This is a genomic window from Acidovorax sp. (assembly GCF_046341535.1).
GTDB lineage: Bacteria > Pseudomonadota > Gammaproteobacteria > Burkholderiales > Burkholderiaceae_C > Acidovorax.
In genome coordinates, this window is record NZ_JBKDRI010000170.1 from 1 (window position 1) to 20,396 (window position 20,396).

Annotated in this window: 16 protein-coding genes, 1 tRNA gene and 1 pseudogene; 14 read left to right on the forward strand and 4 right to left on the reverse strand. The window is 62.9% G+C overall.

All coding sequences use genetic code 11. The features are described 5' to 3' along the window. Positions 1 to 242: pseudogene (locus tag ACK543_RS12615) on the forward strand (hypothetical protein); the annotation flags it as partial. Between the two features lie 83 nt (positions 243 to 325). Here the strand turns inward: ACK543_RS12615 and ACK543_RS12620 are convergent. The 3 genes from ACK543_RS12620 to ACK543_RS12630 all read right to left on the reverse strand — a co-directional run bounded on the left by ACK543_RS12620 (position 326) and on the right by ACK543_RS12630 (position 2,030). Continuing rightward, positions 326 to 415, reverse strand: a tRNA-Ser gene (locus ACK543_RS12620). A gap of 217 nt (positions 416 to 632) precedes the next feature. Next, positions 633 to 1,550 carry an SPFH domain-containing protein gene (locus ACK543_RS12625; protein WP_409943193.1) on the reverse strand — a complete coding sequence of 306 codons (918 nt, stop codon included), beginning with the start codon at positions 1,548 to 1,550 and terminating at the stop codon, positions 633 to 635. Positions 1,551 to 1,604: 54 nt separating this feature from the next. Continuing rightward, positions 1,605 to 2,030 (reverse strand): NfeD family protein, encoded by a 426-nt coding sequence (locus ACK543_RS12630; protein ID WP_409943194.1) that lies wholly within the window; start codon positions 2,028 to 2,030, stop codon positions 1,605 to 1,607. A 146-nt stretch (positions 2,031 to 2,176) separates the two neighbouring features. On the opposite strand from ACK543_RS12630, the gene ACK543_RS12635 reads away from it, so the two are divergent. After that, complete coding sequence (locus ACK543_RS12635; RefSeq protein ID WP_409943195.1) at positions 2,177 to 4,543, forward strand: Orn/Lys/Arg decarboxylase N-terminal domain-containing protein; 2,367 nt, start codon at positions 2,177 to 2,179, stop codon at positions 4,541 to 4,543. Positions 4,544 to 4,831: 288 nt separating this feature from the next. Here ACK543_RS12635 and fabI read toward each other — a convergent pair whose 3' ends face one another. Further along, positions 4,832 to 5,632: an enoyl-ACP reductase FabI gene (fabI, locus tag ACK543_RS12640; protein WP_409943196.1), complete on the reverse strand. Its 801-nt coding sequence runs from the start codon at positions 5,630 to 5,632 to the stop codon at positions 4,832 to 4,834. Between the two features lie 116 nt (positions 5,633 to 5,748). Here fabI and ACK543_RS12645 point away from each other — a divergent pair, with 116 nt between their 5' ends. The 12 genes from ACK543_RS12645 to infB all read left to right on the forward strand — a co-directional run bounded on the left by ACK543_RS12645 (position 5,749) and on the right by infB (position 20,387). Beyond that, positions 5,749 to 7,578, forward strand: a complete 1,830-nt coding sequence (locus ACK543_RS12645; RefSeq protein ID WP_409943197.1) for an extracellular solute-binding protein — start codon at positions 5,749 to 5,751, stop codon at positions 7,576 to 7,578. A gap of 11 nt (positions 7,579 to 7,589) precedes the next feature. After that, positions 7,590 to 8,633, forward strand: coding sequence for a microcin C ABC transporter permease YejB (locus tag ACK543_RS12650; RefSeq protein ID WP_409943198.1), 1,044 nt, complete (start codon positions 7,590 to 7,592; stop codon positions 8,631 to 8,633). Positions 8,634 to 8,650: 17 nt separating this feature from the next. Further along, positions 8,651 to 9,046, forward strand: coding sequence for a type VII toxin-antitoxin system MntA family adenylyltransferase antitoxin (gene mntA, locus ACK543_RS12655; RefSeq protein WP_409943199.1), 396 nt, complete (start codon positions 8,651 to 8,653; stop codon positions 9,044 to 9,046). Next, on the forward strand, positions 9,036 to 9,455 hold the full coding sequence (hepT, locus tag ACK543_RS12660; protein ID WP_409943200.1) for a type VII toxin-antitoxin system HepT family RNase toxin: 420 nt from the start codon (positions 9,036 to 9,038) through the stop codon (positions 9,453 to 9,455). Before mntA ends, hepT begins: the two co-directional genes overlap by 11 nt. After that, complete coding sequence (locus ACK543_RS12665) at positions 9,442 to 10,485, forward strand: ABC transporter permease (protein WP_409943201.1); 1,044 nt, start codon at positions 9,442 to 9,444, stop codon at positions 10,483 to 10,485. The genes hepT and ACK543_RS12665 overlap by 14 nt, the downstream gene beginning before the upstream one ends. Before the next feature lie 11 nt (positions 10,486 to 10,496). Further along, complete coding sequence (locus ACK543_RS12670; protein WP_409943216.1) at positions 10,497 to 12,122, forward strand: ABC transporter ATP-binding protein; 1,626 nt, start codon at positions 10,497 to 10,499, stop codon at positions 12,120 to 12,122. 457 nt (positions 12,123 to 12,579) lie between these two features. Further along, entirely contained in the window at positions 12,580 to 13,227 is a 648-nt protein-coding gene (locus tag ACK543_RS12675) for a c-type cytochrome (protein ID WP_409943217.1), read from the forward strand. 13 nt (positions 13,228 to 13,240) lie between these two features. Next, positions 13,241 to 14,518: a c-type cytochrome gene (locus ACK543_RS12680; protein WP_409943202.1), complete on the forward strand. Its 1,278-nt coding sequence runs from the start codon at positions 13,241 to 13,243 to the stop codon at positions 14,516 to 14,518. Between the two features lie 89 nt (positions 14,519 to 14,607). Continuing rightward, entirely contained in the window at positions 14,608 to 15,000 is a 393-nt protein-coding gene (locus tag ACK543_RS12685) for a thioredoxin family protein (RefSeq protein ID WP_409943203.1), read from the forward strand. 332 nt (positions 15,001 to 15,332) lie between these two features. Next, positions 15,333 to 15,929: a ribosome maturation factor RimP gene (rimP, locus tag ACK543_RS12690; RefSeq protein ID WP_409943204.1), complete on the forward strand. Its 597-nt coding sequence runs from the start codon at positions 15,333 to 15,335 to the stop codon at positions 15,927 to 15,929. An 84-nt stretch (positions 15,930 to 16,013) separates the two neighbouring features. Beyond that, the gene (nusA, locus tag ACK543_RS12695) at positions 16,014 to 17,498 is read left to right on the forward strand and encodes a transcription termination factor NusA (RefSeq protein WP_409943205.1); all 1,485 of its coding nucleotides are present in this window, start codon (positions 16,014 to 16,016) and stop codon (positions 17,496 to 17,498) included. A gap of 24 nt (positions 17,499 to 17,522) precedes the next feature. Then, positions 17,523 to 20,387, forward strand: coding sequence for a translation initiation factor IF-2 (infB, locus tag ACK543_RS12700; RefSeq protein ID WP_409943206.1), 2,865 nt, complete (start codon positions 17,523 to 17,525; stop codon positions 20,385 to 20,387). Positions 20,388 to 20,396: the final 9 nt, after the last annotated feature.

Genomic DNA, 20,396 nt, shown 5'->3' on the forward strand with positions numbered 1-20,396 from the left:
GTACCAAGCAGCAACCGGCCGTAGGCTTTCAGGAAAAATTCAAAAATCACCCCGAGAACCTGACGGAGTTCCGATTTGCAGGCGACAGCCACGACCCCCTGGTGCGCCCCGGCGAAATGCAGAGCCTGCGTGACTGGCTCAACAAACAGGTCAGCACCCCTTTGCAGAAAACCCCCAATGGCTTCAATTACGAGGATGCCCTCCCGGCTGTGCAAGATGCGGTGAGTCGCGCTGCGCGCTGAGAGCAGCCGCAAAAGCTACCTCAGAAACAAGAAAACCCTTGAATCAAAACGATCAGTTTAGATTCAAGGGTTGACATGACTCTTGGCGGAGAGGGCGGGATTCGAACCCGCGGTGGGGATTAGCCCACACACGCTTTCCAGGCGTGCGACTTAAACCGCTCATCCACCTCTCCGAAGCCCTCCATTATAGCCAAGGCAGGGGGGGCTTTTGCGGTGCCCGGGGCGCAACGGCAAAAAATGCTTTGGGCCAGATGCCCGGCCCAACGCGGCTTGGGCGTCGGTCAGTCGCGACATGCGCGCGGGTCCGTGATGGCGTGATCAGCGGGCCTGCCGCGCCAATTCACCCACAGGGCCGGGCCGTGGGGAGCGCGCTGGCGTTGGTTGCAGCGCTCAGCTTCCCCGTTGGTGGGCTTGCACCATCTTCATGGCCGAGCCGATCAGGGCCGAGACCTCGCTCATTTGGCTGGGCACGATCAGCGTTGTGGTGGCGTCTTGCGCCACACGGCTGTAGGCGTCCACTGCCTTTTCGGCCACCTTCAGTTGCACAGCCTGTTCCCCGCCCGGCTGCCGGATGGCGGTGGCAACGCGTTCGATGGCCTGTGCGGTGGCCTCTGCTACGGCCTTGATGGATTCGGCTTCGCCCTGGGCCTTGTTGATGACGGCCTGCTTTTCACCTTCGGATCGGGCGATGAAGGCCTCGCGCTCGCCCGTGGCGATGTTGATCTGCTCCTGGCGTCGGCCTTCGGATGCGGCGATCAGGGCGCGCTTTTCACGCTCGGCGGTGATTTGGGCCTGCATGGCGTGCAGGATTTCTTTGGGCGGTGTGAGGTCCTTGATCTCGTAGCGGAGCACCTTGACGCCCCAGTTCAGTGCCGCTTCGTCGATGGCTTGAACGACCTGGGCATTGATGATGTCGCGTTCTTCGAAGGTCTTGTCGAGTTCCAGCTTGCCGATCACGGAGCGCAGCGAGGTCTGCGCCAGTTGCGTGACGGCCACGATGTAGTTGCTGGAGCCGTAGCTTGCGCGCATCGGGTCCGTCACCTGAAAGTACAGGATGCCGTCGACCTGCAACTGCGTGTTGTCGCGCGTGATGCAAATCTGGCTGGGCACATCGAGGGGGATTTCCTTGAGGCTGTGCTTGTAAGCCACCTTCTCGATAAAGGGAACCAGAAAGTTCAGCCCGGGGCTGAGGGTGCCCGCGTATTTTCCAAGGCGTTCCTTGACCCAGGCGTTTTGCTGCGGCACGACCTTGACGGACCGCACGATAAAGATCACGGCAATGACCAAAATGACGATGGCAATTTCCACGGAGTCCTCGTTTCTTTGAAAGGTTGAGCGAAAGGAACGCGTCTTCAGGTCTTGTCAGGCCGGATCCACCAGCAGTCTGTTGCCGACCAGTTCTGCCACGCGGTGCATGCCGGTGGCCGGTGTCACGCCGGGGCGGTGCATCGCCGTCCACTGCGCGCCGCGGTATTTCACCAGCGCGGTGCCGTCGGGGCTCCAGGCATCGATGTAGATGGTTTCCCCGACATCCAGGTTGACGCTGCGTTCGGCCCGGGGCGATGGATCGCCAGGGCGCTTTTTCTTGGCCCAATGCCAGGCCGCCACCGCACCGCCGCCCACCACCGCCGCGCTCACCATTTGCAGCGGCAGCTCGAAGCCCAGGTGCGCCGCGATCGCGGCTGCGGCCAGGCCAAGCGCAAGCATCAGCAGATAAAAGCTTCCCGTCAGAAGCTCCGCCGCAACCACAATGCCCGCAGCCAGCCACCAGATTGTGGATTGCTCCATGCTCAGCCCTCCGATTTGGATGTGTTCAGTTCGCCACATTTTGGGCCAAAAAAATGGCGCGACATAGGCATGTCAACGTTATTCCTTACACTTCGCGGCTCTTTTGATTTTTGCCGGGGCAGGGCACGGTTGCACGGAGGCTGCGCATGAAGTTTCGTTTTCCCATCATCATCATCGATGAGGACTATCGTTCCGAGAACACCTCGGGCCTGGGCATTCGCGCGCTTGCGCAGGCCATCGAGGCCGAGGGCTTCGAGGTGGTGGGCGTGACCAGCTATGGCGATCTGTCGCAGTTTGCCCAGCAGCAAAGCCGCGCCAGTGCGTTTATTTTGTCCATCGATGACGAGGAGTTCACCCCAGGCCCCGACCTGGACCCCGCCGTGCTGAGCCTGCGCAACTTCATTGGCGAAGTGCGCCGCAAGAACACGGAAGTGCCGATTTATGTGCACGGCGAGACCAAGACCAGCCGCCACCTGCCCAACGACATCCTGCGCGAGCTGCACGGTTTCATCCACATGTTCGAGGACACCCCCGAGTTTGTGGCGCGTCACATCATCCGCGAGGCCAAAAGCTACCTCGAAGGCGTGCAGCCGCCGTTCTTCAAGGCGCTGCTCGATTACGCCGAAGACGGCTCATACAGCTGGCACTGCCCCGGCCATTCGGGCGGCGTGGCGTTTTTGAAAAGCCCGGTCGGTCAGATGTACCACCAGTTTTACGGCGAGAACATGCTGCGTGCCGACGTGTGCAACGCCGTGGAAGAACTGGGTCAACTGCTGGACCACAACGGTGCCATTGGCGAGAGCGAGCGCAATGCCGCGCGCATCTTCAATGCCGATCACTGCTTTTTTGTGACCAACGGCACATCCACCTCCAACAAGATGGTGTGGCACCACACGGTGGCGCCGGGCGATGTGGTGGTGGTGGACCGTAACTGCCACAAGTCTGTCCTGCACAGCATCATCATGACGGGCGCGATCCCGGTCTTCCTCAAGCCCACGCGCAACCATTTCGGCATCATCGGTCCGATACCGCAAGGCGAGTTTGATCCCAAGGCCATTGAGGCGAAGATCAAGGCCAACCCGTTGCTCAAGGGGGTGGATGCGAAAAAGGTCAAGCCCCGGGTGCTCACGCTCACGCAGTCCACCTACGACGGAGTGCTCTACAACACCGAGACCATCAAGACCATGCTCGATGGTTATGTGGACAACCTGCACTTTGACGAAGCCTGGCTGCCGCATGCGGCGTTCCACCCGTTTTATGGTGCTTACCATGCCATGGGCAAAAAGCGCACCCGGCCCAAGCACTCGGTGACGTACGCCACACAGTCCATCCACAAGCTGCTGGCCGGTATCAGCCAGGCCAGCCATGTGCTGGTGCAGGATTCGCAGACCACCAAGCTGGACCGCCACCTCTTTAACGAGGCCTACCTGATGCACACCAGCACCAGCCCGCAGTACAGCATCATCGCCAGCTGCGACGTGGCCGCTGCCATGATGGAGCCGCCCGGGGGCACCGCGCTGGTGGAAGAAAGCATCCTCGAGGCGCTGGACTTTCGCCGCGCCATGCGACAGATCGAAGAGGACTTTGGCAAGGGCGACTGGTGGTTCAAGGTCTGGGGCCCTGAAAAGCTGGTGGACGAAGGCATTGGCCGCGCCGAAGACTGGATCATCCGCAGCGACAGCAAAAGCAAGAAGGCGGGTGCCAAGTGGCACGGCTTTGGCCAGTTGGCCGACGGTTTCAACATGCTGGACCCGATCAAGTCCACCATCGTCACGCCCGGCCTGAACCTGGATGGCAAGTTCGACAAGACGGGCATCCCGGCCTCCATCGTGACCAAGTTTCTGGCCGAGCACGGCGTGGTGGTGGAAAAGACGGGCCTGTACAGCTTCTTCGTGATGTTCACCATCGGCATCACCAAGGGCCGCTGGAACACGCTGCTGACGGCGCTGCAGCAGTTCAAGGACGACTACGAGAAAAACCAGCCCATGTGGCGCATCCTTCCGGAGTTCTGCCAGCAGCACAAGCGCTATGAACGCATGGGCCTGCGCGACCTGTGCCAGCACGTGCATGAGATGTACGCCAAGTACGACATCGCACGGCTGACGACCGAGATGTACCTGTCGGACCTCACGCCCGCGATGAAGCCTTCAGATGCCTATGCCCACATCGCCCACCGCCAGACCGAGCGTGTGGAGATCGACCATCTGGAGGGGCGCATCACGGTGGGCCTGGTCACGCCATACCCGCCCGGCATTCCGCTGCTGATCCCGGGCGAAGTGTTCAACCGAAAGATCGTGGACTACCTCAAGTTTGCCCGCGAATTCGCCAAGCTGTGCCCCGGCTTCGAGACCGATATCCACGGGCTGGTGGAGGTGGAAGACGAGAACGGGCAAGTGCGCTACTACGCCGACTGCGTCTCCAACGGCAAACCCAGCAAGAACGCCAAGCCGCTGGCGACCGCGCGCAACCTGGTGCAGGTGGGCGATGACGGCCCGTTTGGCCGCACGATCTGAAGGGCGGTGTTAGCCAAGCTCGGCGGAGGGCCACATCGACGTGTGCGGCCGGTTGCCAGCCGACGACGAATGGCACTGGCGGGCCCTCGCGGGCGCTGGTGCGCTTGATGACACCCGCAGGTGCGGCGCTCTGCCAAGGCAGGCCGGTACAAGCTGCTGCATGCTATTAAAATAATAGCTACAAAACAAGGCGCAACGCGCGTAACCGCCTGATAAAACCTTGAAAATCCCGGGCGCAGAGCCCGGCGATGGCAGGCAGGCCCTGGGCGAACCGGTGCGCGCCGGAGCTCAGACCTGGTCTGCGCTCAAACCGGCCGTCTGGCTGAAGCCGCCGTCCACATACGTGATCTCGGCCGTCACGCCCGAGGCCAGGTCCGACAACAGGAACGCCGCCACATTGCCCACATCTTCAATCGTGACGTTGCGGCGCAGCGGCGAGGCATCGGCCACGCGGGACAGCAGCTTGCCAAAGTCCTTGATGCCGCTGGCGGCCAGCGTTTTGATGGGGCCAGCGCTGATGCCGTTGGCGCGGATGCTGCGGCCGTCTTCGGTGCGGCCCACGGCTTCGGCCAGATAGCGCACGCTGGCTTCCAGGCTGGCCTTGGCCAGGCCCATGGTGTTGTAGTTGGGGATGGAGCGCAGCGCGCCCAGGTAGGACAGAGTGATCAGCGACGACTTGTCGTTCAGGTAGGGCAGGGCCGCCTTGGCCATGGCCGGGAAGCTGTAGGCGCTGATGTCATGCGCAATGCGAAAGCCCTCGCGGGAGAGGCCTTCAAGGAAGTTGCCGGCAATCGCCTCGCGTGGCGCAAAGCCAATGCTGTGCACAAAGCCGTCAAATCGGGGCCACACCTGGGCCAGGTCGGCAAACATGCGCTCGATCTGCTCGTCACTGGCCACATCGCAGTCAAACACCAGCTTGGAGTCGAACTCGGCGGCAAAGTCGGTGATGCGGTCCTTGAAGCGCTCGCCCACGTAGCTGAAAGCCAGTTCAGCGCCTTGTGCATGGCAGGCCTTGGCAATGCCGTAGGCGATGGAGCGGTTGGACAGCACGCCTGTGATGAGCAGCTTCTTGCCGGCGAGGAAACCCATTGTTGTTCTCCAGTGGAATGCGGTGACGGTGGTGTGCGGGCATGCAGCCCATGCAACGGCGGGGGATTGCCCGCGGTTCTGGGCTGGGCTCTGCCTGCGTAGTGCAGAATTGTCGCATGTGCCTCGTTGCCGTCTGCTTTCGATGGGTGCGCGCAGTGTTGTGTGCTGCGTGTGGATTGACCTTGGTTCCAGCCTCCTGGGCTGCACATGCGTATTCACAGTTTGGCGACGTGAAGTATGCGCCGGACTTCACCCACTTCGACTACGTCAACCCCAATGCGCCGAAGGGTGGAGAAATTCGGCTGGTGCCGCCGATTGCGGTCACGAATTTCGACAAGTTCAATCCGTTCACGCTCAAGGGGACACCCCCTGCCGCAATGCTCCAGTTGGTTTTTGAATCGTTGCTGACGGGCAATTTCGAGGAGCCGTCCACGGGGTATGGGCTGCTTGCGGAAGATGTGGACGTGGCTTCCGACGGTTTGTCTGCCACTTTCCGGCTTCGCAAGGAGGCGCGCTTTTCCGATGGGTCCGCGGTACTGGCTGCTGACGTGGTGCATTCGTTCAACACGCTCATGAGCAAACAGGCGTCACCGCAGTTTCGAACCATTTTTGCGGACATCAAAGCCGTAGAGGCCCTGGAAGATCGCGTGGTCAGGTTTGAATTTGCAGCGGCCAGTCGTGAGTTGCCCCTGCTGGCCGGCAGCGTCCCGATCTTCAGCCGCAAGTGGGGCGCAGGCAAGCCGTTTGACGCGGTCATCACAGAGCTTCCCATCGCGTCAGGCCCCTACCAGCCTGCCAGTGCGCAGCTTGGCCGCGACATTACCTACGTTCGAAACAAGAACTATTGGGGTTCCCATTTGCCGGTGCGCAAGGGAACCTACAATTTTGACCGCGTCACCTACAAGCTGTACCTGGACGACACCAGCCGGTTTGAAGGGCTCAAGGCGGGTGAGTACGATCTGAAGCGGGAGTTCATCTCCAAGAACTGGGCGCGGCAATACAGCGGCAAGGCGTTCGATTCCGGGGCCGTCAAGAAGCAGGTTTTTGAGCATCGTAACCCGGGCGATTTTCAAGGCTATACGTTCAACCTGCGGAACCCGAAATTCAAGGACATTCGGGTGCGCAAGGCCATCGCTTTGACGATGGACTTTGAATGGCTGAATCGCCAGATGTTCTATGGCTTGTACAAACGAGTCCAGGGGTACTTTCCCAACAGCGACTTTCATGCTTCTGGCCTGCCTGACACGAGCGAGATGGCGTTTCTCGAACCCTTGAGAAACAAACTCAGTCCGGAGGTCTTCGGGCCTGCCCTTGTATCCCCTAGTACCCTGCCGCCTTCGAGCCTTAGAGACAATTTGCGCCAAGCAAAACAGTTGCTGTCAGACGCGGGGTGGAATTACCGCGACGGCGCCTTGCGAAACGCGCAAGGCGAGGCGTTTGAAATAGAGTATCTCAACGCGCAACCGTCGGGGACCCGGCTCGTCCTGCCTATGCAGAACGCATTAAGGAAGCTTGGAATCCAACTGAAAATCAGAAATGTGGATGCGGCCCTGTACCAGCAGCGGATGGACGAATTCGAATTCGAACTGGGGAGCCTGCGAATTCCGGGACGCAATACACCGGGCAGCGACCTGTTTGAATACTTTGGCTCCAAAGCGGCTGCGACGTCCGGATCTGCCAATTCCTGGGGTATCGCCGATCCGGCGGTGGATAGCCTGATCCGCTCAGTGCTTGCTGCCAAATCCAAGGCGGAAATGTCCGCAGCGATGCGTGCATTGGACCGCGTTTTGTCGCATGGGCACTATTCGATTCCGCAGTGGTACAGCGACGAATTTTTTGTGGGCTATCGGCCCGCCGGGTTTGTCCTGCCGCCGGTTGTGCCTCCTTATTACCAGCCCGACTCCTGGGCTGCCGCCACATGGTGGGCTTCGCCTGCGAACCGATAGGTGCGTATTGAATGATCAGCTATTTGCTCAAGCGCGTCCTCCTGATGCTGCCCACGCTGCTGGGTGTGTTGCTGCTGACCTTCGTGGTCATCCAGTTCGTGCCTGGCGGACCCGTCGAGCAAATGGTCTCCCAGCTCCAGGGGCGGTCAGCAGGTGGCGAAGGGGCAGCGTCCAGCCCAGCTGCGGGGGGGGACTATCGCGGTCGCCAGGGGCTCAGTCCGAAGCAAATCCAGGAAATCAAGGAGTTGTACGGCTTTGACAAGCCCGCCCATGAACGATTCGTGCAGATGGTCTCTTCATTTGCACGCTTCGACCTGGGGCAGAGCTTTTACCAACGCAAGGCGGTCTGGGAGCTGGTCAAAGAAAAGCTCCCCGTCTCCATCAGCCTGGGGCTGTGGACGTTTTTCATCAGCTACCTGGTGGCCGTGCCGCTGGGGGTGGCCAAGGCGGTGCGCGCTGGCTCGCGGTTCGACCTTGTCACCACGCTCCTTATTTTGGTGGGCTACGCCATCCCGGGCTTTGTGCTCGGCGTGGCGTTGCTGGTGATCTTTGGCGGGCAGTTGCAGTGGTTTCCGCTGCGCGGGCTGACCTCGTCGAATTGGGAGGAACTCAGCTGGGGCGCGCGCATCGTCGATTACCTGTGGCACATCACGCTCCCCGTCACAGCCATGGTACTGGGCAGCTTTGCGGTGACGGCCATGCTCACCAAGAACGCGTTTCTGGAAGAGATCCGCAAGCAATACGTGCTCACGGCGCGCGCCAAGGGGCTGTCGGAGCGGCAGGTGCTGTGGAAACACGTGTTCCGCAATGCGCTGATCCCCATCGTCACCGGTTTTCCTGCGGCCTTCATCGGCGCTTTCTTTGCGGGCTCGCTGTTGATCGAGACGCTGTTCTCGCTCGACGGCCTGGGCCTGCTCAGCTACGAAAGCGTGATTCGCCGCGACTACCCGGTGGTGCTGGGCACGCTGTATTTGTTCACGCTCATCGGGCTGGTGACGAAGCTCATCAGCGACCTTTGCTATGTGTGGGTGGACCCGCGCGTGAAGTTTGATTGATCAACAAAGGCCATCGCATGGAATTCAACGCTGTTGTGGACCTGCTCCGGTCCCGCCTGCCGGGTCTGCTGGCCGTGTACGGCTTCGGTAGCCGCATTCAGGGCACGGCGGGGCCGCACAGCGACCTCGATGTAGCCATCCTCGCGTCCGGCTATGCCGATCCGCTGCTGCTGTGGGAGCTGTCGGGCGCGTTGGCCGATGTGGCGGGCTGCCCGGTTGACCTGCTCGACCTGCGCGCAGCCTCCACGGTGATGCAGTACCAGGTCATCACCACGGGTGAGCGCTGGTGGGCGTTGGATGCGCGGGCTGCTTTGTTTGAGGTCGCCGTGCTGAGCGAGAAAACCGATCTGGATGAGGCGCGCGCAGGTTTGCTGGCCGACATTGAAAAACGAGGGAGCGTGTATGGCCGATGACGTAATGATCAACAAGGCCGCCGCGATCGAGCGCTGCGTGGCCCGGGCACGTGAAGAGTATTTCTGCGACCCCGCCACGTTTACCGCCAATTTCACGCGCCAGGATGCCGCCATCCTGAATATCCAGCGTGCCTGCGAGGCCGCCCTGGACATAGGGCACCACCTCATCCGCCGCGACCGGCTGGGCGTGCCGCAAAGCGCTCGCGACGTGTTCGCCCTGCTCGCTCGGGCGGGCCGCATCGGGCAGCCGCTGGCCGAAAGCTTGCAGCGCATGGTGGGCTTTCGCAACATCGCCCTGCACGACTACCAGCGCTTGCTCATGCCCGTCACCATTGCCATCATCGAAAAGCACCTGGACGAATTCCTGCACTACAGCCAGGCCCTCTTGCAACACGATGCCGATGTCTGAGCCCGCTTCGTTGTCCCCCTCGCGCCGCGCCTGGCTGCGCTTCAAGCGCAACCGCCTGGGCTACTGGAGCCTGCTGATCTTCTGCACGCTGGTGGTGGTCAGCCTGTTTGCCGAGCTGGTGAGCAATGACAAGCCGCTGATCGTGCGTTATGAGGGGCAGACTTATTTCCCCATGCTCAAGGACTACCCGGAAACCACCTTTGGCGGGGATTTCCTGACCCCCACCGATTACCTTGACCCTTTCATCCAGGAGCGCTTGAGCAGTGGTGGCAACTGGGCGCTGTACACCATCAACCGGTATGGGCCCAACACGCTGAATTACTTTGCCAAGTCGCCCAACCCCTCGGCACCCACGCGGGACAATTGGCTTGGCACGGACGACCGGGGGCGGGATCTGCTGGCGCAGTTGCTCTATGGGTTCCGCGTCAGCGTGCTGTTTGGGCTGGCACTGACGGTGACGGGGGTGGTTCTGGGCGTGGTCACCGGCGCGATACAGGGGTTCTTCGGCGGCAAGACCGATCTGGCGTTCCAGCGCTTCATCGAGATCTGGGGCTCCATGCCCGAGCTGTATCTGCTCATCATTTTCAGTGCGGTGTTTGCGCCCAGCATTTCGCTGCTGCTCATTTTGCTGAGCCTGTTTGGCTGGATGGGTTTGTCGGACTATGTGCGTGCCGAGTTTCTGCGCAACCGCCAGCTTGACTATGTGAAGGCCGCGCGCGCGCTGGGCGTGAGCAACGGCCAGATCATCTGGCGCCATATCCTGCCCAACAGCCTGACGCCGGTGGTCACCTTTTTGCCGTTTCGCATGAGTGCGGCCATCCTGGCCCTGACCTCGCTCGATTTTCTGGGGCTGGGCGTGCCGCCCGGTACCCCCTCGCTGGGTGAACTGCTCAGCCAGGGCAAAAACAGTATCGATGCGTGGTGGATATCGCTCTCCACCTTCGGCGTGCTGGTCACCACGCTGCTGCTGCTGACGTTTATGGGCGACGCGCTGCGCGATGCGCTCGACCCCCGAAAGGCTGACCTGTGACCGCGCCCGCCATGCCCCGTCCACCTGCGCTACTGGACGTGCAGGACCTGCGTGTGCGCTTTGGTGCCAAGGAGGTGGTGAGCGGTGTCAGCTTCAGCCTGGCCGCTGGCGAGAAGCTGGCGCTGGTGGGTGAATCCGGCTCTGGCAAAACCGTCACGGCATTGAGCCTGCTGCGCCTGGCCGGCGACGCCGCCATCACCGGACAGGCCCGTTTGCAGGGCCGTGGCGATCTGCTGACGCTCTCCGAGCGCGAGATGCGCGGGGTGCGTGGCGGCGATATCGCCATGGTGTTCCAGGAGCCGATGACGGCCCTGAATCCGCTGATGACCATTGGCATGCAGATTGCCGAGATCCTGCAGCTGAAGAAGGGCTTGACGGGTGCCCAGTGTGCCCAGGCGGCCGTTGAACTGCTGGCACGCACCGGTATCGCCGAGCCTGCGCGCCGCGCCAACAGCTTTCCGCACCAGCTTTCGGGCGGACAGCGCCAGCGCGCGATGATTGCCATGGCGCTGGCCAGCGCGCCCAAGCTGCTGCTGGCCGATGAGCCCACCACGGCCCTGGATGTGACCCTGCGCGCACAGGTGCTTGACCTGCTGTCGGAGTTACAGCGCGAGACGGGCATGGCCGTGCTGCTGATCACCCATGACCTGAACCTGGTGCGCCGATTTGCCGACCGGGTGGCGGTGATGGAGCAGGGGGTCTTGGTCGAGCAGGGGGATGTGGCCAAGGTTTTCGAGGCACCGCAGCACGCCTACACGCAGCGCCTGATCGGCAGCCAGCCGCGCCGGGATGTGGACGAGGCGCTTGTCGATGGCGCTGCCCAGGCGCCCGTGGTCCAGACCAGCGGCCTGCGGGTGGCTTACTCCGTACCGCTGCCCGGCGTGCGTGGCTGGTTCCGTCGCGGTGAATTCGTGGCGGTCAAAGACGCAGGGCTGACGCTTTTGCCAGGCCGTACGCTGGGTGTGGTGGGCGAGTCGGGTTCCGGAAAGTCCACGCTGGCGCAAGCGATCCTGGGGCTGCTGCCGTCCAGCGGTGATCTGCGGGTGGGGGGCAGTTCATGGCAGCAGCCCGCTACCCGCAACAGCCCTGGCAACCAGCAGTTGCGGCGCAGGGTGCAGGTGGTGTTTCAGGACCCGTTCTCGTCGCTGTCTCCGCGCATGACCGTGGAAGAAATCGTGGGGGAGGGGCTGAGGGTGCATGAGCCCGCGCTGGGCCCGGCGGACCGGCGTCTGCGCGTGGAAGCCGCGCTGGCCGAGGTCGGTCTGACCGAGGCCCAGTACTCGCGCCTGCTGGCCCGCTACCCCCACGAGTTTTCAGGCGGCCAGCGGCAACGTCTGGCCATTGCCCGGGCCCTCATCGTGCAGCCGCAAGTGCTGGTGCTCGATGAGCCGACCAGCGCGCTGGACGTCACCATCCAGCAACAGGTGCTGGGACTGCTGCAACGCTTGCAGCGCGAAAAGCGCTTGAGCTACCTGCTCATCACCCACGACGTTCAGGTCATCCGCGCCATGGCGCACGACGTGCTGGTGATGAAGGATGGCGAGGTGGTGGAAAGCGGAACCGTCGCCCAGGTTCTGGATGCGCCCCGTCACCCGTACACCCAGCGACTGGTGCTTGCAGCAGGGGTTGAGGGCTGATTTTGAGCTTTAAAACAGTCGGTTACGCGCTCTGCATAAACCTTTTCAGCTATCAAAATGATAGCGTTTTGCATTCCCCGCTGCCCCAGGTCCGCCCCGTTGCGGAGAGCGGATGTCTGCAATCAACACGGTGGTCAAGTATTCTCGTGCTGGCCCGCGATGGGCTCGCCAGGGCCTGCCCTCAGGCACCGGCCGCCAGGCCAGGCTGGTGGTACGGTTTGGCTTGTTGTGCCGCTCCTTTCTCTCGTCATTCCTGATGTCTGGCATTCATCTGAACCATCTTTTTTGCGGCATCCGCCAGCGGCTTTCCGGGTGGGCCGTGGTATTACTGGCGGGTTGGCTCTGCGTGGGTGGTGGGGCCGCTGCGGCGGGTGCGGCAGCCAATGCATCCGGGCAGGGCGCCCCTGCCGCCGCGGCAGCCCAGCCCGTGCGTGTGGGCGAGCCATTGCACCAAGGCATGGCCTCGCGCGTGCAGGCGTGCACTGCGTGTCACGGCAAAGAGGGCCGCGCCACGCCAACCGGGTACTTCCCGCGGATCGCGGGCAAGCCTGCTGGCTATCTGGTGAATCAGTTGATCAACTTTCGCGATGGGCGGCGCAGCTACCCGCAGATGACATACCTGATCGAGCACCTGACCGATGCGTACCTTCAGGAGATGGCGGACCACTTTGCGGCACTGGACCTGCCCTACGCACCGCCCCCGGCTCCCCAGGCCCCGCCGGCCGTGTTGGAGCGCGGGCGTGTCCTGGTCGAGCGGGGCGACGCCAGCCGTGATCTGCCCGCCTGCGTGTCTTGCCACGGCGCGGCCATGATGGGTGTGCAGCCGTTCATTCCCGGTTTGCTGGGGCTGCCGCGCGACTACCTCAACAGCCAGTTGGGTGCATGGGTAACCGGCCAGCGGCGCGCCCAGGCTCCGGACTGCATGGCCGCCATTGCGCGCAAGCTCTCCCCGCAAGACGTCAGCGCCCTGTCTGCTTGGCTGGCCGCGCAGCCTGTGGCAGTGGGCTCAAAACCTGCTGCAGCGCTGCCAGCGCCCCTGCCGATCCAATGCGGCGGCGTGATGGCCGTGCCTGTGGCATCAGCGTCCCCGGCCGCGCCACGCTGAGCACATGGCCGCCATGAAACCTGTTTTATGGACTCTTTCGGCTGTCTTGGCCGCCCTGGGCGTGGCGGCGGCCGCCCTGGTGTCGCTCAATCTGCGCGGCGAAGCGCCACTGCCTGCCGCAGAAACCCTGGAGTTCAGCCCAGCCCTGGCGGCGCGCGGTGAGTACCTGGCGCGCGTGGGCAACTGCATGGCCTGCCACACCGCGCAGGGCGGCGCAGCGTATGCAGGCGGTCGGGGCATTGAAACGCCTTTTGGTGTGGTGTTCAGTTCCAACCTCACGCCGGACGCTGCTCACGGCATCGGTGCCTGGACCTCGGCCGAGTTCTGGCGCGCCATGCACCATGGGCGCAGCAAGGGTGGGCGGCTGCTGTACCCGGCGTTCCCGTACCCCAATTACACGCACATCACCCGCGAGGATTCGGACGCCATCTACGCCTACCTCACGACCGTGGCGCCCGCAGCCGAGCCGAACCGCCCGCACGCGCTGCGTTTCCCGTACAGCACGCAGGCGGCGCTGGGTGTGTGGCGGGCCTTGTTCTTCGAGCCGGGCGCTGCGCAGCCTGATCCGGTTCAGAGCGCCGAATGGAACCGAGGCGCGTACCTGGTCAACGGGCTCGGGCATTGCACCGCCTGCCACACCCCCCGCAATGCGCTGGGCGCGACCCTGGATGCCAGGGCCTTCACGGGCGGGCTGATACCGGTTCAAAACTGGTACGCGCCCGCGCTGAATGCAGCGGCGGAGGCCGCGGTTGGCCATTGGCCCACCGACGACGTGGTGGCCTTGCTCAAGACCGGTGTGGCCCCGCAAGGGTCGGTGCTCGGTCCGATGGCCGAGGTGGTGTTTCGCAGCACGCAATATCTGAGTGATGCCGACGCCCGGGCCATGGCCATTTATTTGCAGGCATTGCCGCCGCAGGAGCCCGTGCGCGCGGTTGCGGCCCGTGCGCCTGCTTCGTCCATGGACAAGGGTGCCGGGGTGTATGGGCAGCACTGCGCACAGTGCCACGGAGACGAGGGCGGCGGAACGCCGGGGGCGTTCCCGCCGCTCAAGGGCAACCGCGCAGTCATGCTGAGCGATCCGACCAACGTGGTGCGGGTGGTGCTCCAGGGGGGCTACCTGCCTGCCACGGCCGGTAACCCCAGGCCACACGGCATGCCGCCCTTCCAGCATGTGCTGGGCGACGAGGATATTGCGGCCGTGGCGACCTTTATCCGCAACAGTTGGGGCAACCATGCGCCCGCAGTCGGTACCATGGAGGTGTATCGCGCCCGAGAACGTCGGGGGCTGTAGCTCGCGCCCGCGAGCGTCGCTGGCCCTGGCGCCGCCGAGGGCCACAGGTAGGAAGGACGCATCATTGCGTCCATCAGGAATTTGCGCCCATGAACCGTGCCCCCGTATCGCCCGAATCCGCTGGCCCTGCAACGGGCGAGTCGCGCGCCTGGTGGGTTGTGTGCCTGTGTGCAGGCTGGTGCGGCACCTGCCGCGACTATCGCCCCATCTTTGAAGACCTGGCCCGTGCCCACCCCGGCGTGAGGTTTGAATGGGTGGATGTCGAGGACGAGTCCGAACTGGCCGGTGACCTGGATGTGGAAACCTTCCCCACCGTGCTCATCGCCGACGGCTCCCGTGCGCTTTTTCTTGGCCCGTTGTTGCCGCAGGCGCAGGTGCTCGCCCGGCTGCTGGGCAGTCTGCAGACCGCTCACGCGGCATCTGGCGCTGGTCACGAGGCTCAGGCGGTGTTCGAGCGGGTGCGGGCGGCCCGCGCGCAGTGATTGAGGGTGCCCTGCGGGGTGTGGGATGGCCTGCCTGGACCGTTGGACGGCGCCCTCGTTCGCGTAACGGGGTGCCCGTCCCGCCTACGGCTGCGCTGCCGCGCCAGCCTGCGTGCAGGGCGGCCGCGGTGCAAACCATCAGCATGGGCGATGGCGGCACCATGACTCGTTGCAAATCAACGCTTTACGCGCTACAATAATTGCTTCACGACCAAACGGGCGGGTACCAACCGCCCGTTTTTTTTGGTCGGTTGCTTTTCGAGCTCGAAGCTGTCGGGGAAGTCTCCGGGGGTTATCGGGTTTTTTGTTTTTCCGGGATAGAACTGAATCACGTGGCACTGCAGCAAGTCGTAGAGCAAACCGTTACCGGCCTGGGGTATGACCTGGTGGAGATTGAGCGCTCCCCCGGCGGTTTGTTGCGTGTGACGATCGACTTGCCCTGGGTGCGGCCGTCCGCAGATGCCGTTGCGCCCGTGGTAGAGCAATTTGTGACGGTGGAAGACTGTGAGAAGGTCACCCGCCAGCTTCAGTTTGCGCTGGAGGTCGATGGGGCTGAGTACAAGCGCCTGGAGGTCTCTTCCCCCGGCATCGATCGTCCGCTTCGCCACGAACAGGACTTCGACCGGTTTGCGGGGCAGGTCATCGACATCACGCTTAAGGCGCCGATTGGCGTCGCAGCCGCAGCGGGGCAGGTCAACGCCACGCGCAAGAAATTTCGGGGTCTGCTCTCGCGGGCCGAATCTGGTGGCTGGCAAATCGTCTGGAGCGATGAGCCGCCGGTCAAACCGGGTCAAAAAGTGAGCAAAAAGCGGGCTCAGGCCCCTTTGCAGGCGCTGGGGTTCTCCCTCGATGAGATACGGGATGCCCGGCTCGCTCCCATTGTGGATTTCAAAGGGCGCGCAGGCAAGGCGGGGGTGGCGTCTGCCTGAGCCTGGTGACTCGCTACGGAATGAACGGGCGCCAGCTGCTGCAGGCAGAGCGCTGTTGAATGATTGAAACAGGAGAGTTGTCGCATGAATCGCGAACTATTGATGTTGGTTGAGGCTATTTCGCGCGAAAAGAATGTCGAGCGGGATGTGGTGCTGGGTGCAGTGGAGTCTGCGTTGGCCCAGGCCACCAAGAAGCTTTACCAGGGCGAGGTCGACATCCGGGTGTCTGTCGATCGCGACAGCGGCAACTACGAAACCTTCCGTCGCTGGCTGGTCGTGCCGGACGATGCGGGACTGCAAAACCCCGAAGCCGAAGAACTGCTCATGGATGCGCGCGACCGCATTCCTGACATCGAGGTGGGCGAATACATTGAAGAGAGCGTCGAGTCCGTGCCCATCGGCCGCATTGGTGCCATGGCGGCCAAGCAGGTCATCTTGCAAAAGATTCGCGATGCCGAGCGTGAGATGTTGCTCAGCGAGTTCATGTCGCGCGGCGAAAAGATTTTCACCGGTACCGTCAAGCGCATGGACAAGGGCGACATCATCGTTGAGTCCGGTCGTGTGGAAGGCCGCCTGCGCCGCAGCGAGATGATCCCCAAGGAAAATCTTCGCAGTGGCGACCGTGTGCGCGCCATGATCATGGAGGTGGACCTGACCCTGCGCGGCGCGCCGATCATCCTGTCGCGTTCGGCCCCGGAGTTCATGATCGAACTGTTCCGCCAGGAAGTGCCCGAGATCGAGCAGGGCCTGCTGGAGATCAAGACCTGTGCCCGTGACCCCGGCTCTCGCGCCAAGATTGCCGTGATCTCGCACGACAAGCGCGTTGACCCCATTGGCACCTGCGTCGGCGTGCGCGGCACCCGGGTGAATGCGGTCACCAATGAACTGGCTGGCGAGCGGGTGGATATCGTGCTGTGGTCGGAAGACCCGGCCCAGTTCGTGATTGGCGCCCTGGCTCCGGCCAATGTGTCGTCGATCGTCGTGGACGAAGAAAAGCACGCCATGGACGTGGTCGTCGATGAGGAAAACCTGGCCATCGCCATCGGGCGCGGCGGGCAAAACGTGCGCCTGGCTTCCGACCTTACGGGCTGGAAGATCAACATCATGGACGCCGCCGAAAGCGCCCAAAAGCAGGCCAACGAAACCGACACGGCACGCAAGCTGTTCATGGAAAGGCTCGACGTTGACGAGGAAATCGCCGACATCCTGATCTCCGAGGGCTTTAACACCCTGGAAGAAGTGGCCTATGTGCCCCTGCAGGAAATGCTGGAGATCGAAAGCTTCGACGAAGACACCGTCAACGAGCTGCGCGCCCGTGCCAAGGATGCGCTGCTGACGATGGAAATCGCTCGTGAGGAAAGCGTGGACGAGGTCTCCCAGGACCTGCGCGACCTCGAAGGCCTGACCCCCGAGCTGATCGCCAAACTGGCCGATGGCGGGGTGCATACACGTGACGACCTGGCCGATCTGGCCATTGATGAACTGACCGACCTGACCGGACAGTCTGAAGACGATGCCAAAGCCTTGATCATGAAGGCGCGCGAACACTGGTTCGCGGGGCAAGAGTAACGGCCAGGGAGGCGCGAACCACATATGTCCAGTAACACTGTCGCCGAGTTCGCCACCGAACTCAAGAAATCGCCTGAAACCCTGCTCGACCAGCTCAAGGCTGCCGGCGTGGGCAAGGCTTCGCCCGCCGATCCGCTCACAGAGTCGGACAAGCAAAAACTGCTGGCCTATCTGCAGGCCAGCCACGGTACGGCCTCAGCCGATCGCAAAAAGATCACTCTGGTGAAGAAATCCACCAGCGAAATCAAGCAGGCCGATGCCACTGGCAAGGCGCGCACGATTCAGGTGGAGGTTCGCAAGAAGCGCACGTTCATTCAGCGCGACGATGGTGCCGAGGCCACCGCGGAAAGCCGCGAGCAGGTATCCGAACAGCCCGCCCTGTCCCGCGATGACCTGGAGCTGGCCCGCCGCGAGGAAGAAGCTCGCCGCCAAGCCGAGCTGATTCGCCGGCAGGAAGCTGAGCTGGCCGAAAAACGTGCCGAACGCGAAGCCCGCGAGAAGCGCGAGCGCGAAGCCGAAGAGCGTGCTGCCGCCTACGCTGCCCAGGAAGCCGAAAAAAGGGCCCAGGCATCCGCAGTCAAGCAGGAGGCCACCCGCGAGCAGGCAGCCGAAGTTGCGGCACGCACTGCGGCGCAAGCCGAGGCCCGCGAAAAGGCGGCAGCCGAGTCCAAGGCCCGTTCTGAAGAAGAATCTGCCCGCGCTGCCGATCTCGACGCACGCCGCCGCAAGGCCGAGGCGGAAGCAGCGGCAATCCGCTCGATGATGGCCGCGCCCAAGAAGGCGGTCATGGTCGCCAAAAAGCCCGAGGAACCGAAGCCGGAGGCCAAGCCCGGTGCGGTCGGCGACGGCAAAAAGGGCACACTGCACAAGCCTGCGGTTGGCACGGGTGTGGCGCGTGCAGCCGCTCCGGTGGCAGCCGGGGCAGGCGCGCCGGGCGCAGGCAAGGAGGTCAAGTCGGCCAAGCTTTCCTCCAGCTGGGCCAACGAAACGGCCAAGAAGAAAGAAATCAAAACCCGCGGCGACAGCAGCGGTGGTGTCGGTCGCAACAACTGGCGTGGCGGGCCGCGTGGCCGCCGTGGCGACAGTCGCGACCAGCGCGAGGACCACCAGCAGTCGGCACCGGTCGAGGCGCGCATTATCGAAGTGCATGTGCCTGAGACCATCACGGTGGCCGAACTCGCGCACAAGATGTCGATCAAGGCCAACGAGGTCATCAAGGCCCTGATGAAGATGGGCCAGATGGTCACCATCAACCAGCCGCTGGACCAGGACACCGCCATGATCGTGGTGGAAGAGCTCGGTCACAAGGCCGTGGTTGCCGCCCTGGACGATCCGGAAGCCTTCACCGACGACGAGTCGTCCCAGCAAAGCGCCGAACTTCTGCCACGCGCTCCGGTGGTGACGGTCATGGGCCACGTGGACCACGGCAAGACCTCGTTGCTCGACTACATCCGTCGCTCCAAGGTGGCTGCGGGCGAAGCGGGTGGTATCACACAGCACATTGGTGCCTACCATGTGGAAACGCCACGTGGCATGGTGTCGTTCCTCGACACTCCCGGTCACGAGGCCTTCACGGCCATGCGTGCCCGTGGTGCTCAGGCCACCGACATCGTGATCCTGGTTGTGGCCGCAGATGACGGTGTCATGCCGCAGACCCGGGAAGCCATCAAGCACGCGAAGGCCGCGGGCGTTCCGATCGTGGTGGCCATCACCAAGGCAGACAAGCCCGATGCCAACCCCGACCGCGTCAAGCAGGAACTGGTGGTGGAAGAGGTGGTGCCAGAAGAATACGGTGGCGATTCGCCCTTCGTGCCCGTCTCCTCCAAGACCGGCATGGGCATCGACACGCTGCTTGAGCAGGTGCTGTTGCAGGCCGAAGTGCTGGAGCTCAGGGCGCCAGTCGATTCGCTGGCCAAGGGTCTGGTGATCGAAGCCCAACTGGACAAGGGCCGTGGCCCTGTGGCTACCGTGCTGGTGCAGTCCGGCACGCTCAAGGTGGGTGATGTGGTGCTGGCAGGCCAGACTTTCGGCCGCGTGCGGGCCATGCTGGACGAAAACGGCAAGGTCGCCAAAACGGCTGGCCCGTCGATTCCGGTGGAAATCCAGGGGCTGACCGAGGTGCCGCAGGCTGGCGACGAGTTCATGGTGCTCACAGACGAGCGCCGTGCCCGCGAAATCGCCACCTACCGCGCAGGCAAGTTCCGCAACACCAAGCTGGCCAAGCAACAGGCCGCCAAGCTGGAAAACATGTTTGCCGACATGACGGCGGGCGAGGTCAAGACCTTGCCCATCATCGTCAAGGCCGATGTGCAGGGTTCGCAGGAAGCGCTGGCGCAGTCGTTGCTCAAGCTGTCGACCGATGAAATCAAGGTCCAGCTGGTGTATGCCGGAGTGGGTGGCATCAGCGAATCCGATATCAACCTGGCAATTGCCTCCAAGGCCATCGTCATCGGCTTTAATGTGCGCGCCGATGCCGGTGCCCGCAAGCTGGCCGAAGGCAATGGCGTGGATCTGCACTACCACAGCATCATTTACGACGCGGTGGATGAGCTCAAGGTCGCCATGTCCGGCATGCTGGCCCCAGAGCAGCGCGAGGAAGTCATCGGCACCGCCGAGATCCGAACCGTGTTCGTGGCCACCAAGATCGGCACGATTGCCGGCTCGTACATCACCTCGGGCATGGTGCACCGCAATGCCAAGTTCCGTCTGCTGCGCGACAACGTGGTGGTCTATACCGGTGAAGTCGATTCGATCAAGCGCCTCAAGGACGATGTCCGCGATGTGAAGGAAGGCTTTGAGTGCGGTATCAAGCTCAAGAACTTCAACGACATCAAGGAAGGTGATCAACTCGAATTCTTTGACATCAAGGAAATCGCACGGACGCTGTAAGCCCGGTGC